This is a genomic window from Myxococcus sp. RHSTA-1-4 (assembly GCF_020037125.1).
Lineage (GTDB): Bacteria > Myxococcota > Myxococcia > Myxococcales > Myxococcaceae > Myxococcus.
Genome location: NZ_JAIQDG010000022.1, coordinates 113,656 through 129,079, shown reverse-complemented (window position 1 = coordinate 129,079; position 15,424 = coordinate 113,656). Strand labels below are relative to the sequence as shown.

6 protein-coding genes are annotated in these 15,424 nt (G+C 71.9%); 4 read left to right on the top strand and 2 right to left on the bottom strand.

Translation table 11 applies throughout. The features are described from left to right. Genes K8638_RS27630 through K8638_RS27620 form a run of 3 tightly spaced genes read left to right on the top strand, consistent with a single transcriptional unit; the run spans position 1 to position 1,805 of the window. On the top strand, positions 1 to 378 hold the full coding sequence (locus K8638_RS27630) for an STAS domain-containing protein (protein WP_223757629.1): 378 nt from the start codon (positions 1 to 3) through the stop codon (positions 376 to 378). Between the two features lie 9 nt (positions 379 to 387). After that, a complete protein-coding gene (locus tag K8638_RS27625) occupies positions 388 to 804 on the top strand; it encodes an anti-sigma regulatory factor (RefSeq protein ID WP_223757628.1) in 417 nt (138 codons plus the stop codon). Continuing rightward, complete coding sequence (locus tag K8638_RS27620) at positions 789 to 1,805, top strand: ATP-binding protein (RefSeq protein WP_223757627.1); 1,017 nt, start codon at positions 789 to 791, stop codon at positions 1,803 to 1,805. The genes K8638_RS27625 and K8638_RS27620 overlap by 16 nt, the downstream gene beginning before the upstream one ends. Before the next feature lie 15 nt (positions 1,806 to 1,820). Here the strand turns inward: K8638_RS27620 and K8638_RS27615 are convergent, their stop codons facing one another. Then, the gene (locus K8638_RS27615) at positions 1,821 to 3,896 is read right to left on the bottom strand and encodes a PAS domain S-box protein (RefSeq protein WP_223757626.1); all 2,076 of its coding nucleotides are present in this window, start codon (positions 3,894 to 3,896) and stop codon (positions 1,821 to 1,823) included. Positions 3,897 to 4,117: 221 nt separating this feature from the next. On the opposite strand from K8638_RS27615, the gene K8638_RS27610 reads away from it, so the two are divergent. Beyond that, entirely contained in the window at positions 4,118 to 5,086 is a 969-nt protein-coding gene (locus K8638_RS27610; protein WP_223757625.1) for a class I SAM-dependent methyltransferase, read from the top strand. An 8-nt stretch (positions 5,087 to 5,094) separates the two neighbouring features. Here the strand turns inward: K8638_RS27610 and K8638_RS27605 are convergent, their stop codons facing one another. Further along, positions 5,095 to 15,396, bottom strand: coding sequence for a non-ribosomal peptide synthetase (locus tag K8638_RS27605; protein ID WP_223757624.1), 10,302 nt, complete (start codon positions 15,394 to 15,396; stop codon positions 5,095 to 5,097). Positions 15,397 to 15,424 lie beyond the last annotated feature (28 nt).

Below are 15,424 nucleotides of genomic sequence, written 5' to 3'. Positions count from 1 at the left end.
GTGCGCGGGCAGATTCCCATCCTGCGCATCGGCTCCACGCTGCTGGCATCCATCCAGGTCGAGCTGAAGGACACCACCGCCCAGGCCTTGCAGGCCGACATGCTCAGCGTCCTCGAGAAGGAGGGAGCCCGGGGGCTCGTGCTCGACATCACCGGCCTGGACACCGTGGACACCTTCGTCGCGCGCGTCCTCACCGACACCGGGCGCATGGCCCGGCTGATGGGCACGCACACGGTCCTGGTGGGCATGCGGCCGGAGGTGGCCGCCACGCTGGCGCGCATGGGCTTCAGCATGCAGGGGGTGCACACGGCGCTGAACGTCGAGGAAGGCCTTGCCCTGCTGGCCCGGCTCGTCGGCGCCCGTCCGATGCCCACCTGAGGCGGCCCCATGACGGTCCGCGTGCTCTCCCACCAGGAGATGAACATCGACAACGAGGACGACGTGGTGCTCGTGCGCCGCGCCGTGCGGACGCTGGCGGAGGCCCGGGGGTTCGACTCGTTCGCCGTCTCGGCCCTCACCACCGCCGCCACCGAGCTGAGCCGCAACGTCTGGGTACACGCCCGCAAGGGCAAGGCCTTCATCGAGGAGGTGACGGATGGGGACCGGACCGGCATCCAGGTGGAGTTCGTCGACCAGGGGCCCGGCATCCCCGACATCGAGTGGTCCATGGCCGGCGGCCACAGCACCGCGAAGTCGCTGGGCCTGGGGCTGAGCGGCAGCAAGCGCCTGGTGGACGCCTTCCACATCGAGTCCGAGCCCGGCAAGGGCACCCGGGTACGAATCACCAAATGGAAACGCTTCTGACACAGTGGTTGGACGGTGGCGAGGCCACCTCGGTCCTGGACGTGGCCTCGGTCTCGGAGGTGCGCGAGCGGGTGCGCGCGGTGGGTCGGGCGCAGGGGCTTCCCGAGACGAGCGTGGAGCGGATGACGCTGGTGGTGAGCGAGCTCGCGAACAACCAGCTCTCCCACGGCCGGGGAGGCGCGGTGGTGGTGCGCCCGCTGTGGCGCGGAGGCGTGCCGGGCCTGGAGGTCATCGCCGCGGACCGGGGCCCCGGCATCGCGGACCCCACGGCGGCCCTCCGCGGCCTGCCCAGGAGCACCGGCTCGCTGGGCGCGGGGCTCGCCGGCGTGCTGCACCAGGCGGACGAGGTGGACTTCGACGTGCGCTGGGACGAGGGCACCTGCGTGCGCGCGCGCAAGTTCGCCACACCGCCCCTCGTGCGCCGCGAGCTGGGAGTGCTCGGCAGGCCCTACCAGGGCGAGTCAGTCAGCGGAGACCATGCGTCGTGGGAATGGAGAGACGACACGCTGGTGCTGGGCGTGGTGGACGGGCTCGGCCACGGGCCCGAGGCGCGCGTGGCCGCGGACCACGCCGTGGCGGAGCTGCGCGCCTGTCCCGGCCTCGCACCCGAGGAGGTGCTCAATCGCTGTGCCACCCGCCTGCACGGTACACGTGGCGCGGCCGTGGGCGTGGTGTCCCTGGAGCTCGGCAGCGGGCTCGTGCGGCAGTCCTGCGTCGGCAACGTGCACACCCTGCTGTGTGCACCCGGACACATGGAAGCCATGACCTGCATGTCCGGAGCGCTGGGCGTGCCCCAGCGCACGCCCAGGCCGCGGGGACAGAGCGCGCGGCTGCCCCCCGGCGGCCTGCTCGTCATGCACACCGACGGGCTGGCCACTCGCACCACGGTGGACGACCCGGTGCTGCTGCGGCGCCCCCCCATCGAGGTGGCCCACGCGCTCCTCCTGCGCTTCGGCAAGCAGCACGACGACGCGCTGGTGGTGGTGGCCCGCGGCGGCTGAGCCGGCGCTCCACGCTCAATGCGCCGGGTGGGCCTCCGGGGCCGTACCGCAGGGCACTGGCACGGTGAACACGAAGGTCGTCCCCTGCCCCAGCCTGCTCTCCACCCAGATGCGGCCGCCGTGCGCCTCGACGATGCCCTTGACGATGGCCAGGCCCAGCCCGGCCCCCTCGGTGTGCCGGGCCTGCCAGAAGGGCTCGAAGAGGTGGGGAAGGAACTCCTCGGCGATGCCCGGCCCTGTGTCCGTCACCGACATGTACACCACCGGCCCCACCTGCCAGGCACGCAGGGAGATGCGCCCGCCTTCGGGGGTGAAGCGGAGGGCATTGCCCATCAGGTTCTGCAGCACCTGCAGCAGGCGCTCCCGGTCCACCTCCACCGTGGGCAGGGACTCCGCCACGGACGCCTCGAGCTGGATGCCCTTCTCCTCGGCCAGCATGCGCTGCAGCTCCAGCGCGTCGTGCACCAGCGGCGCCACCTCCTCGCGCCGCCGCTCCACCGACAGGCGCCCGGCCTCCATGCGCGCCACGTCGAGGAGGTCCTGGATGAGGCGGTTCATCCGCCCCGCGGAACGCTGGATGACCTCGAGCTGCCTTCGCTCGCGCGTGCGCTCCGGGGGCGTCTTCTCCAGCAGCAGCCTGCCGCTCATGGAGATGGTGTTGAGGGGATTGCGCAGGTCATGGGAGACGATGGCCAGCACCTCGTCGCGGGCGCGAGTGGCGCGCTGGGACTCCTGGTAGAGGCGGGCCCCCTCGATGGCCAGTCCCGCGCGGCTCGCGAGCTCCTCCGCGAGCGCGAGGTCCGCCGGACCGTAGCGCCGCTCCGGCCGCTCCGAGGCGAGGAACAGCGCGCCGAGGTCGTGCTCCCTGAAGGACATCGGGACGATCATCACCGAGGTGGGGGCGAGTTCACGCAGGAGGAGGAAGTGCTCCTCGCTCCCGCTGATGGCCCGCAGCCAGGCCAGGGTGACCTCGCTCACCCGCTGCGGCACGCCCCCCCGTGCCACCCGGCAGATGCCCGACATCCGGTCTCCCTCCGGGGGGAGGCCGCGCAGCCGCTCGAGCAGCTCCTGTCCGTCCTTCCTCCGGTGGGCCGCCGCCACGGGCCGCACCCCGCAGTCCTTCTCCACGAAGTAGACGATGCAGCAGTCCGCCAGGCGAGGCACCACCAGCCGGGTCAGCCTGTTGAAGATGGCCTGATGCTCGAGCGTGCCGGCGAAGGTCCGGCTGGCCTCGGAGAGGAAGTGCTGCGCCTCCTCGAGCTGCTTGCGCTCCTCGATGTCGCGCACGATGGTGGAGAGGTACGCCACCGCGCCGTCCGGCTGCCGGTGGGCGATGATGACCTGCGAGGTGGGCAGTTCCTTGCCGCTCCTGCACACCACCGCCGTCTCCCCGCTCCAGGTGCCCTCGCGCATGGCACCGGGGATGCCCTCGCGGTGGAGCAGCGACACCGCCCACTCCGGGTGGATGCCGGCGAGCGTCCACCGGGTGAGCGGCTCATCGCCCATGCCGAGCATCCGCCGCCCCGCGCTGTTGAGGTAGAGCAGCCGCCCCCCCGTATCGAAGGTGCCCACCAGGTCGGGGGTGGCCTCGAGGATGGCGGTGAGGCGCCGCTGCTCCGCCTCCGCTCCGAGCACATCGGCGGCGAGCTTCTTCTCGGTGAGGTCCCGCCCGACTCTGGCGAAGCCGAGGAGCCGGCCCTCGCCATCCCGGAGCGCCTTGGTGCTTCCGCTGCCCCAGAAACGGCTGCCGTCCTTGCGCACGAGCCACCGCTCGTCCGTGGCCTTCCCCTCCTTGAGGGCCGTCTCCAGCTCGTGCTCGGGCGTGTGCCGCTCGCGGTCCTCCCGTGTGAACAGGAGGGAGGCGGGCTTGCCCAGGGCCTCTTCCTTCCGGTAACCGAAGATCCGCTCCGCCCCCGTGTTCCAGCCGGTGATGAGCCCCTGAGGGTCCGTGGTGATGACGGCGAAGTCCTCGATGCTCTCGACGGCCTGACGGCAGAGCTCCTCACTCCGGGCAAGCGCGTCCTGGCCATTCCTCCCATCGGGCCGGAGCGCCAGGGCGGAGTCGGAATTTCCAAGTGGGGGCTTGGACAAGGGCCTCTCCTGGGCGCGAGCTGGATGCTCCCTGGTCTGGTTCCAAGGTGCTCATCACCCGCGGTACGTGCAGGACGCGCCGCGTGCCCGTCCAATCGTCAGAAGCTGAAAACTACGCCGCCCGCCGCTTCGCTGCCCTCGCATTCAAACGCGCATACCGTGCGATACCTGAAATCCGAGATTGGTGGCTCTGCGCGCCGCTGGAGTCAAGGAGGCCCGGGATGTTCGACGTCGTGAAGGTGGCAAGGCAGCTCAAGAGCGCGGTCCTCGCGGATCCGGAGCGCTTCTACACGAACGAGACGGGGGCCTGGGTTACCGGCCTTCCCACGCCCCAGGAGATCCGCGTCAGCACGGGGCGCGAGCCGTACTGGATCAACCTCGGCTACTGGCGCGACGTGGAGCGGGTGGACGAGAACAACTTCGAGCGCGTGGGTGAGCTGTTCAGGTCCGCCCAGGCGGGGATGGCGCACCTGCTGGCGAAGACGGCGCGCCTGGGCGCGGGCGACGCGGTGTTGGACTGTGGCTTCGGCTACGCGGACCAGGACATCCTCTGGGCCGAGGAGTACCGCCCGGCGCGCATCGTCGGGCTGAACATCACTCCGAACCAGGTCCGCGTGGGCCGGGAGCGCGTGCGGCTCACGGGGCTCGACGAGGTGGTTCGCCTGCTGCAGGGCTCCGCGACGGACATGCCCTTCCGGGCCGGCGAGTTCGACGTCGTCTTCGCGCTCGAGTCCGCCATGCACTTCCGGACGCGCGACGCCTTCCTGCGTGAGGCGTTCCGGGTGCTGCGGCCCGGGGGACGGCTCGTCATGGCGGACATGTGCCAGAAGACGGACCGGGAGTCCGGCGCCGGGCTGCGCCGCCGCCTGCGCCACCGCTACTGGCGCGGCCGGATTGCCTTCCCGGAGGCCAACGTCTGGACGGCGCAGCGATACCTCGCGGAGCTGGCGCGGGCGGGATTCCAGAAGGCGCGGCTGGAGTCCATCTCGGCGGACGTCTACCCCGCGGTCAACACCGCGCTCGTGGCGCTGCGCGGGATGACGGCCGCGGCGCGCCAGCCCGGGGCCACGTCGCTCGCCCGGGTGCGCGAGGACGTGCTGCGTGCCCGGCAGACGCCCGCCGAGCAGCTGCAGTGGAGCACCCTCTTCAACTGCGACGAGTACGCGGTGGTGTACGCCGAGAAGCCCTGAGGCCCGCTTCAGGCGGAGGCGCTCCGCTGCGCCCGCGCGCCGCTCGCGTGGGCCCGGGCCAGGGCTTCACGCAGCAGCGCGGCCAGGGCCTTGACGCCCGGGCCGCGCAAGAGGGCGTAGTGGTCTCCCTCCAGCGTGTGCACCTCCACCCCGCCCAGGGCCAGCCCCACCCAGCCGTGCGGCCGGGAGGCCGCGCTCGCCTCGATGGAGAGCAGAGCCCCCGCATACGGCCGGGGCACGTAGCTCCACGCCGCGCGGAGGTTGGACTCGAATACCTGGCGCAGCGTGCGCAGGGACTGCATTCCGGACTCGGGGAGCGCCGCCGCCGCCCGGCCCGCCTCTTCCAGCACGCGCAGCGCCTCGTCCGGCGCCAGCCGTGAGAGCGCCTCTTCCGAGCACGGGAGGTCCGCCCCCGTCGCGCGGAGCAGGTCGCGGTAGAAGAGTGCGCCCAGCCTCGCGGGCTCGAGCCACTCCGGCGACACGGTGCCACCCGGGAATGCGCTCGCGAAGGTGTCGATGAGCGCCAGCAGCCCCACCTCCTCCCCCCGCGCATGGAGCTGGCGGGCCATCTCGAAGGCGATGCTCCCTCCCATGGACCAGCCGCCCAGCAGGTACGGCCCTCGCGGCTGCACGGCGCGCACGGCGTCCAGGTAGAGGGCCGCCAGGTCCTCGAGCCTGTCGCACGGTGGCGCCTCCCCTTCCAGTCCGGGGGACTGCAAGCCATAGAAGGGCTGGCCGGGCCCGAGCAGGTGCGCCAGCTCCGCGTATGCCAGCACCGTGCCGCCCACCGGGTGGATGCAGAAGAAGGGCCGCCTCTGCGTGCCGCCCCTCAACAACACCAGCGGTGAGGCGGGGCCCTGCTCGCGGCGCAGCAGCTCCGCGACGCGCTCCACCGTCGCCCCCTGGAAGAGGGCCGCCACGGGCAGGGAGTGGCCCGTCAGCTCGCGGACGCGGGCCAGCAGGCGCACGGCCAGCAGCGAGTGGCCTCCCAGCTCGAAGAAGTCATCCCGGATGCCCAGGGGATGCAGGCCCAGCACCTCTTCCCAGACGCGGACGAGCTGCAGCTCCAGGGAGGTGCGCGGCGCGACCCGGGCGCGCGTGGACTCGTGTGATGCCCCCTCGGGCGCCGGCAGCGCGCGCCGGTTCACCTTGCCGCTGGGGGTGAGCGGGAAGGCGTCCATGGGCACGAAGTGGACGGGCACCATGTATTCGGGGAGCCGCTCCTTGAGGAACGCACGGAGCTCCGTGACGGGGGGCGGCGGCCCTCCCGCGCCGACGACGTAGCCCACCAGACGCTTGTGGCCCGAGCCCGCCTCGCGCGCCTCCACCACGCAGTCCTTCAGTGCCGGATGGTGCGCCAGCGCCGCCTCCACCTCGGCCAGCTCGATACGGTAGCCGCGCACCTTCACCTGCGAGTCCCTGCGCCCGAGGAACGCGATGGACCCGTCCGGCAGGTAGCGCGCGAAGTCCCCCGTCCGGTACAGCCGCGCTCCCGGCCGGGAGCTGAACGGGTCGGGCACGAAGCGCTCCTGCGTCAGCTCCGGACGGTGCAGGTAGCCACGCGCCAGCACCTCGCCGCCGATGAACACCTCGCCCGGTACACCGATGGGCACCGGGGACAGGTGCTCGTCCAGCAGGTGGATGCGGGCGTTGGCGATGGGACGGCCGATGGAGGGCAGGTCCGGCCACGCCTCGGGGGCCCCAGAGAGGGTGAGGGCCGTGGTGACATGGCTCTCCACCGGACCGTACTGGTTGTGCAGGACGCAGCCCTCCAGCCGGCGCGCGAGCCGCCGCAGCGCCGGCGTCACCCGGAGCTGCTCGCCCGCGGTGATGATTTCCCTCAGCCGCCGGGGCACGCGTTCCTCGCGGTCCGCCACCTCCGCCAGGTTCTGGAGCGCGACGAAGGGCAGGAAGAGCCGCTCCACCTCCTGTTGGTCCATCAGGTCCAGCAGCGCGTGGGCGTCCCGGCGCTGCTCCTCGGAGACGAGCACCAGCTCGCCGCCGGCCGCCCACGTGGAGAACAGCTCCTGGAAGCACACGTCGAAGCTCAGCGCGGAGAACTGGAGCGTCCGGCCCCTGGGAAGGACGGAGGACTCCAACTGCCAGTGCACGAGGTTGAGCAGCGGCCCATGCGGCATGGCCACGCCCTTGGGCGTGCCCGTGGAGCCCGAGGTGTAGATGACGTACGCGAGCGACTCCGGCCCGGCCAACGGCGGGAGATTCGCGTCGCTCGCGCCCGCGAAGATGGAGCCGCCGGTGTCCAGGCACAGCCGGTGCACCTCGCCCTCGGGCAGCACGGCTGGGAGCGTGGACAGGGTGAGGAGCAGCGGCGCACGTGAGGCACGCAGCATCATGCCCAGGCGCTCCGGTGGATATGCGGGGTCCAGCGGGACGTAGGCGCCCCCCGCCTTGAGGATGCCGAGCACGCCCACTGCCAGCTCCAGCGAGCGCGGGACACACAGGCCCACCGGCACGTCGGGTCCCACTCCACGGCCGCGCAGGACGTGCGCGAGCTGATTGGCCCTGCGATTCAGCTCGCCATAGGAGAGCCGCGCGTCTCCCATGCGGACGGCCACCGCATCCGGCGTGCGCAGGGCCCACGCCTCGAAGAGCATCTGCACGCCGGGCTCGGCGGGCCGTGGTGCCTCGGTGGCGTTCCATTCCACCAGCAGGCGACGGCGCTCGGCCTCGCCCAGCAGCGGAAGTGCCTCCACACGCTGGTTGGGCTGGGACACGGCGGCCTGCAGCAGCCGCGTGTAGTGCCCCGCCATGCGCGCCACCGTTTCTGCATCGAAGAGGTCGGTGTTGTACTCCCAGTACGCCACCAGTCCCTGGGGCAGCTCGCGCACGAAGAGGGTGAGGTCGAACTTCGCCATGCCCGGCTCGAAGGAGACCTCCTCCGACACGAGGCCCGACAGCGTCATGGGCACCGTGGCGCCGGGCATGACGAACATGACCTGGAAGAGCGGGGAGCGGCTCAGGTCTCGGCCAGGCTGGAGGGCGTCGACGAGCTGCTCGAAGGGCAGGTCCTGATGGGCGAAGGCGCCCAGGCAGGCCTTGCGCACCCGGCCCAGCAGCTCGCGGAAGGAGACGCCGCCCCCCGTGTCGATGCGCAGGGCGAGCGTGTTGACGAAGAAGCCCAGCAGCGGCTCCACCTCACGCCAGTTGCGGCCGGAGATGGGCGAGCCCACGACGAGGTCGGACTGGCCGCTGTAGCGCGCCAGCAGCGCCTGGAAACCCGCCAGCAGCGTCATGAAGAGCGTCACGCCCTCCTTGCGGCTCAGCTCCCGCAGCGCTCCCGCCAGCTCAGGCGGCAGCCGCATCGGCAGGTGGACACCGTTGAAGGACTGCACGGGAGGATGCGGCCTGTCGGTGGGCAACTCCAGCACGGGCGGCGCCCCGGCGAGCTGCTCCTTCCACCACGACAACTGCCGCTCCAGCACCTCGCCCTGAAGCCACTCGCGCTGCCAGCGCGCGTAGTCCGCGTACTGCACCGGCAGGGCTTCCAGCCGCGGCTCCTCTCCCCTCACCCGCGCGCCGTACATCGCGGCCACCTCCCGCTCCAGCACCCCCATGGACCAGCCGTCGAAGACGATGTGGTGCACGCACCAGAGCAGCACGTGCTCCTCGGGGGACACCCGCAGCAGGCGCACCCGCAGCAGCGGGCCCCGCTCCAGGTCGAAGGGCCGGCGTGCCTCCTGCTCCGCGCGGGCAATCACCTCCTCCTCCGCCACCTCCTCCACTTCCAGCTTCAGCTCCACCCGCGCGTGGATGCGCTGCACGGGGAGGCCATCCACCTCGGCGAAGGTGGTGCGCAGCGACTCGTGCCGGCGCACCACCTCCTGGAAGCCCGCCTCCAGTGCCCCCACGTCCAGCGGCCCCTTCAGGCGCAGGGCATTGGGCATGTTGTAGGAGAAGCCGCCCGCGTCGAGCTGCGAGAGGAACCACAGCCGCTGCTGGGCGAAGGACTGCACCGCCTCGCCTCCGTGCGGCTGATGCACGAGCGGCGGTGGCGGCGCACTCCCCTCCTCTTCCAGCACCTCCTCCAAGCGCCGCGCGAGCTGAGCCACCGTGGGTGCCTCGAAGAGGGCTCGCACCGGCAGCTCCCGGCCCACCACCTCGCGCAGCCGTGAGACGGCCTGGGTGGCGAGCAGTGAGTGTCCACCGAGCTCGAAGAAGTGACCGTCGGAACCCACCCGCTCCATCCCCAGCAGGGGCCCGAACACTCCGGCCACCACCTGCTCCATCGCGGTGCGGGGCGCGACATGGCCCGCCTGTGTCCCCTCCACCCTGGGCGCGGGCAGCGCCTTGCGGTCCACCTTGCCGGTCGGCGCGAGCGGAAGCGTGGCGAGCGGCACGAAGGCCGAGGGGACCATGTACTCGGGCAGCTTCGCTTGCAGATGCTCGCGAAGCCCGGCGAGCTCCACCGGCTGTCCCTCCTGAGGCACCACGTAGCCCACCAGCCGCCGGTCTCCGGGCACGTCCTCGCGGACGATGGCCACGGCGTCACGCACGCCGGGAAAGGAGCGCAGCACCACCTCCACCTCGCCCAGCTCGATGCGGAAGCCGCGCAGCTTCACCTGCCCGTCCAGGCGGCCGAGGAACTCCAGGTTCCCATCCGCCAGCCACCGTGCCCGGTCGCCCGTGCGGTAGGTCCGCGCGCCGGGCGGGCCCCCCAGGGTGTCCGGAATGAAGCGGTCCGCCGTCAGGTCCGGGCGCCCATGGTAGCCATGCGCGAGGCTCGCCCCGGCGACGTACACCTCGCCAGGCACGCCAATGGGACAGGGCTCTCCCCGCGAGTCCACCACCTGGAGCCGCACGTTGGGGATGGGCCTGCCCACCGGCGGCAGCGCGGGCCAGGACGCCGGGGGGCCGGACGCGCGCCAGGCGGCGACGACGTGCGCCTCCGAGGGCCCGTACTGGTTCTCCAGCACGCAGCCGGGGAGCCGCTCGAAGAAGGCCACCAGCGCCGGTGTCACCTGGAGCTGCTCCCCCGCCGTGACCACCTCCGTGAGTGGCGGCAGCTCCTCCTCGCCGAGCGCGGCGTCACAGAGCGCCTGCAAGGCGACGAAGGGCAGGTACAGCCGCTCCACGCGGTGCCGCACCATGTAGCGCAGCATGGCGGTGGGGTCCTGGCGCAGCGGTGGCGTCATGAGCAGCACACGGCCACCCAGGCACCACGTGCCAAACATCTCCTGGAAGGAGACGTCGAAGTTGAGCGAGGCGAACTGGAGCGTGGTGGCGTCCGGCTTCACCGAGCGCTGGAGCAGCCACCACAGCATGTTGCCCACCGCGCGGTGGGACATGACGATGCCCTTGGGCCGGCCGGTGCTGCCCGAGGTGTAGACGAAGTAGCAGTGCGTCTCCGGCGACACCTCCACCGGCGGCACGTACGTGGGGCAGGCGGAGATGGCGTCCGCCGCTTCGTCCAGGCGCAGCAGCCGCGCGCCCGAGCCGCGAGGCACCGCCGCGACGAGATGGCCGTGCGCCACCACCACCGGCGCGCCGGTGTCCTCCAGCATGAGCGCCAGCCGCTCGGAGGGCCAGGTGGGGTCCAGCGGAAGGAAGGCCGCGCCCGCCTTGAGCGTGGCCAGCACCGCCACGGGCATGTCCAGGCTGCCGCGGTCCAGGCACAGGCCCACGGTGCCATTGGGCGGAACGCCGAGGGCCAGCAGATGATGCGCGAGCTGGTTGGCGCGCGCCTCCAGCTCCGCATAGGTCAGCGAGCGGGTTCCGTCCGTCACCGCCTCGGCCTCCGGCGTGCGCGCCACCTGGGCCTCCACCCAGCGGTGCATGAGCCCCGGAGCGTAGGTGACGTCCTCGCGCGAGCCCCACTCCACCAGCAGGCGGCGGCGCTCGGCCTCGCCCAGCAGCGGAAGTGCCTCCACGCGCTGGTCGGGCTGGGACACGGCGGCCTGCAACAGCCGCGTGTAGTGCTCCGCCATGCGCACCACCGTCTCTTCATCGAAGAGGTCGGTGTTGTATTCCCAGTACGTCTCCAGCCCGCGAGGCGTGTCCCACGCGAAGAGGGTGAGGTCGAACTTCGCCACCCCGGGCTCGAAGTCGACATCCTCGGCCGTGATTCCGCTCAGGGCCAGTGGCCTCGGCGTCCCGGGCATGACGAACATGACCTGGAAGAGCGGGGAGCGGCTCAGGTCTCGGCCAGGCTGGAGGGCGTCGACGAGCTGCTCGAAGGGCAGGTCCTGATGGGCGAAGGCGCCCAGGCAGGCCTTGCGCACCCGGCCCAGCAGCTCGCGGAAGGAGACGCCGCCCCCCGTGTCGATGCGCAGGGCGAGCGTGTTGACGAAGAAGCCCAGCAGCGGCTCCACCTCACGCCAGTTGCGGCCGGAGATGGGCGAGCCCACGACGAGGTCGGACTGGCCGCTGTAGCGCGCCAGCAGCGCCTGGAAACCCGCCAGCAGCGTCATGAAGAGTGTTGCGCCCTCGCGCCGGGTGAACGGGTGCAGCGCCACCGCCAGCTCGTCCGGCAGGGGCACTCGCAGCAGCGCGCCCCGGAAGGACTGCACGGGAGGACGCGGCCTGTCGGTGGGCAGCTCCAGCGCGAGAGGCGCGCCGGCAAGCTGCTCCTTCCACCACGACAACTGCCGCTCCAGCACCTCTCCCTTCAACCACTCGCGCTGCCAGCGCGCGTAATCCGCGTACTGCACCGGCAGCGCCTCCAGCCGCTGCTCCGCCTCCCCGACGCGGGCAGAGTAGGACTCCGACAGTTCCCGGTGCAGCACTCCGACGGACCAGCCGTCGAAGACGATGTGGTGCACGCACCAGAGCAGCACGTGCTCCTCGGGCCCTACCCGCAGCAGGCGCACCCGCAACAGCGGGCCCCGCTCCAGGTCGAAGGGCCGGCGTGCCTCCTGCTCCGCACTGGCAATCACCTCCTCCTCCGCCACCTCCTCCACTTCCACCTTCAGCTCCACCCGCGAATGGATGCGCTGCACGGGGAGGCCATCCACCTCGGCGAAGGTGGTGCGCAGCGACTCGTGCCGGTGCACCACCTCCCGGAAGCTCGCTTCCAGTGCCTCCACGTCCAGCGGCCCCTTCAACCGGGTGGCGAAGGGGATGTTGTAGGAGAAGCCACCCGCGTCGAGCTGAGAGGTGAACCACAACCGCTGCTGGGCGAAGGACTGCACTGCCTCGCCCCCGTGCGGTTGATGCACCAGCGGCGCTGGCACCTTCCCGCCCTCCTCGAGCCGCCGCGCCAATTGCATCACGGTGGGGGCCTCGAAGAGAGCACGCACCGGCAGCTCCCGGCCCACCGCCTCGCGCAGCCGCGAAATGGCCTGGGTGGCCAGCAGCGAGTGACCTCCGAGCTCGAAGAAGTGGCCTTCCGCTCCCACCCGCTCCATTCCCAGCACGGCTCCGAACACGCCGGCCACCACCTGCTCCATCGCGGTGCGGGGCTGCACGTACTCCCCCGCGGCGGCCTCCAGGTCCGGGGCGGGCAGCGCCTTGCGATCCACCTTGCCGTTGGGCGTGAGGGGCAGTGCCGGCAGCTCCACGAAGGCCGAGGGCACCATGTACTCGGGCAGCAGGGCTTGCATGTCCGCCCGGAGCTCCGCCGTCGCGGGCGCGGCCTCCCGGGGAACGAAGTACGCGACGAGCCGCTTGCCACCGGGGCCATCCTCACGCGCCACCACCACCGCCTCGCGCACGCCGGGGTGTCGCAGCAGGGCGGACTCCACCTCGCCGGGCTCGATGCGAAAGCCGCGCAGCTTCACCTGCCCGTCCAGGCGGCCCGCGAACTCGATGCGCCCGTCCGGCAGCCAGCGGGCCCTGTCTCCGGTGCGGTAGAGCCGGGCCCCGGGCTCCTGGCTGAACGGGTTCGGGACGAACCGCTCCGCCGTCAACTCCGGGAGGTGGAGGTAGCCCCAGGCCAGCCCGTCCCCGCCCGTACACAGCTCGCCCCAGACGCCCACGGGAACCGGCTCCAGGGCGTCATCGAGCAGGTACACCTGCGTGTTGGCGATGGGCCGGCCAATGGACACGGTGTGCCCCACCTGCTCCGGCCCCGTCATCGGATGGCAGCAGGTGAAGGTGGTGTTCTCCGTCGGGCCATACCCGTTGACGAGCAACCCGCCCTGGGAAAGCCGTGCCCTCGCCGCCGAGGGAGACAGCACGTCGCCGCCCGCGAGTACCTGACGCACGCCCGCCAGCGCCTCCGGACGTGAGGCCATCATCTGCTCGAAGAGCGCCGAGGTGAGCCACAGCGTGGTGATGCCGTGCCTCACCAACGCGCGGCCGAGCTCCTCCGGCGTGGGCGCGTGCTCCGAAAAGACCACCAGCCGCGCACCGTTGAGCAGTGCGCCCCATAGCTCCAGCGTCGCGGCGTCGAACGAGATGGGCGCGAGCTGGAGGAAGACCTCGCGCTCCCCCAGCTCCACGAAGCGGGCGCCCTTCACCAGTCGCACCACGCCCCGGTGGGGAATGCACACGCCCTTGGGCCGCCCCGTCGAGCCCGACGTGAACATGACGTACGCGAGCGCTCCGGCTGGCATCGGCTCGCCAAGGTCCTCCGGACTCTCGCGCGAGAAGGGCTCCCACGAGGGCTCCAGCGGCACGACCGCGGCGCACACCGGTGGCAGCCGGGAGATGAGCGAGGGCTGCGCCAGCAGTACCTGGAGGCCCGTGTCCTCCACCATGAAGGCCAGGCGCTCACCCGGGTACGAGGCGTCGAGCGGCACGTACGCGCCCCCCGCCTTGAGGATGGCGAGCGTGGCCACCACCATCTCCAGCGAGCGCCCCGCGCACAGGCCGACGCGCGAGCCCGCCACCACACCGCTCCGCCGCAGGTGCCGAGCGAGCTGGTTGGCCCGCCGGTTGAGCTCGGAATACGTCAGCCGCGCGCCGTCGTACTCCACCGCCACGGCGTCCGGCGTGCGCGCCACCTGCGCCTCGACGAGGGTGTGGATGCACACATCGCGGGGGTACTCCGTCCGGGGGCCGCTCCACTCCTCCAGCAACCTGTGACGCTCGGCACTGGAGAGCAGCGGCAACTCCGACACCCGCCGCTCCGGCGTCTTCACCGCCGCCCACAGCAGTCGCGCGTAGTGCTCCGCCATGCGGGCCACCGTCGCCTCATCGAAGAGGCCGGTGCTGTACTCCCAGAGGCAGGCGAGGCCCTGGGGCGTGTCCCGCACGAAGAGCGTCAGGTCGAACTTCGACACCCCGGGCTCGAAGCCGACGTCCGAGGCGCTCACCCCCGAGAGCCTCAGCTCGGAGGCAGGCTCGCCCTGGAGCACGAAGGCGGCCTGGAAGATGGGGGAGCGGCTCGGGTCGCGAGTGGACTGGAGCGCGTCCACGAGCTGCTCGAAGGGCAGGTCCTGGTGGGCGAAAGCGCCCAGGCAGGCCTTGCGCACGCGGCCCAGCAGCTCGCGGAAGGACGCCCCGCCACCAGTGTCCACGCGCAAGGCGAGGGTGTTGGCGAAGAAGCCGACCAATCCTTCCATGTCACGCAGAGCGCGCCCCGCGAAGGGCGAGCCCACGACGACGTCGGACTGGCCGCTGTAGCGCGCCAGCAGCGCCTGGAACCCCGCCAGCAGCGTCATGAAGAGCGTCACGCCCTCCTTGCGGCTCAGCTCCCGCAGCGCTCCCGCCAGCGCGTCCGGCAGGGGCACTCGCAGCAGCGCGCCATGGAAGGACTGCACGGGAGGACGCGGCCTGTCGGTGGGCAGCTCCAGCACGGGCGGCGCTCCGGCGAGCTGCTCCTTCCACCACGACAACTGCCGCTCCAGCACCTCTCCCTTCAACCACTCGCGCTGCCAGCGCGCGTAATCCGCGTACTGCACCGGCAGCGCCTCCAGCCGTGGCTCCTCTCCCCTCACCCGCGCGCCGTACACCGCGGCCACCTCCCGCTCCAGCACCCCCATGGACCAGCCGTCGAAGACGATGTGGTGCACGCACCAGAGCAGCACGTGCTCCTCGGGGGACACCCGCAGCAGGCGCACCCGCAGCAGCGGGCCCCGCTCCAGGTCGAAGGGCCGGCGTGCCTCCTGCTCCGCACGGGCAATCACCTCCTCCTCCGCCACCTCCTCCACTTCCAGCTTCAGCTCCACCCGCGAATGGATGCGCTGCACGGGGAGGCCATCCACCTCGGCGAAGGTGGTGCGCAGCGACTCGTGCCGGAGCACCACCTCCCGGAAGCCCGCTTCCAGTGCTCCCACGTCCAGCGGCCCCTTCAGCCTCGCGGCGAACGGGGCGTTGTAGGAGAAGCCGCCCGCGTCGAGCTGCGAGAGGAACCACAGCCGCTGCTGGGCGAAGGACTGCACCGCCTCGCCCCCGTGCGGCTGGTGCATCAGTGGAGGCCTGCGTCCCGGCCCTCCC

Coding starts and splice junctions, on each gene's coding strand:
- K8638_RS27605 (WP_223757624.1), bottom strand. CDS start 15,396: ATGCACCAGCCGCACGGGGGCGAGGCGGTGCAGTCCTTCGCCCAGCAG.
- K8638_RS27610 (WP_223757625.1), top strand. CDS start 4,118: ATGTTCGACGTCGTGAAGGTGGCAAGGCAGCTCAAGAGCGCGGTCCTC.
- K8638_RS27620 (WP_223757627.1), top strand. CDS start 789: ATGGAAACGCTTCTGACACAGTGGTTGGACGGTGGCGAGGCCACCTCG.
- K8638_RS27625 (WP_223757628.1), top strand. CDS start 388: ATGACGGTCCGCGTGCTCTCCCACCAGGAGATGAACATCGACAACGAG.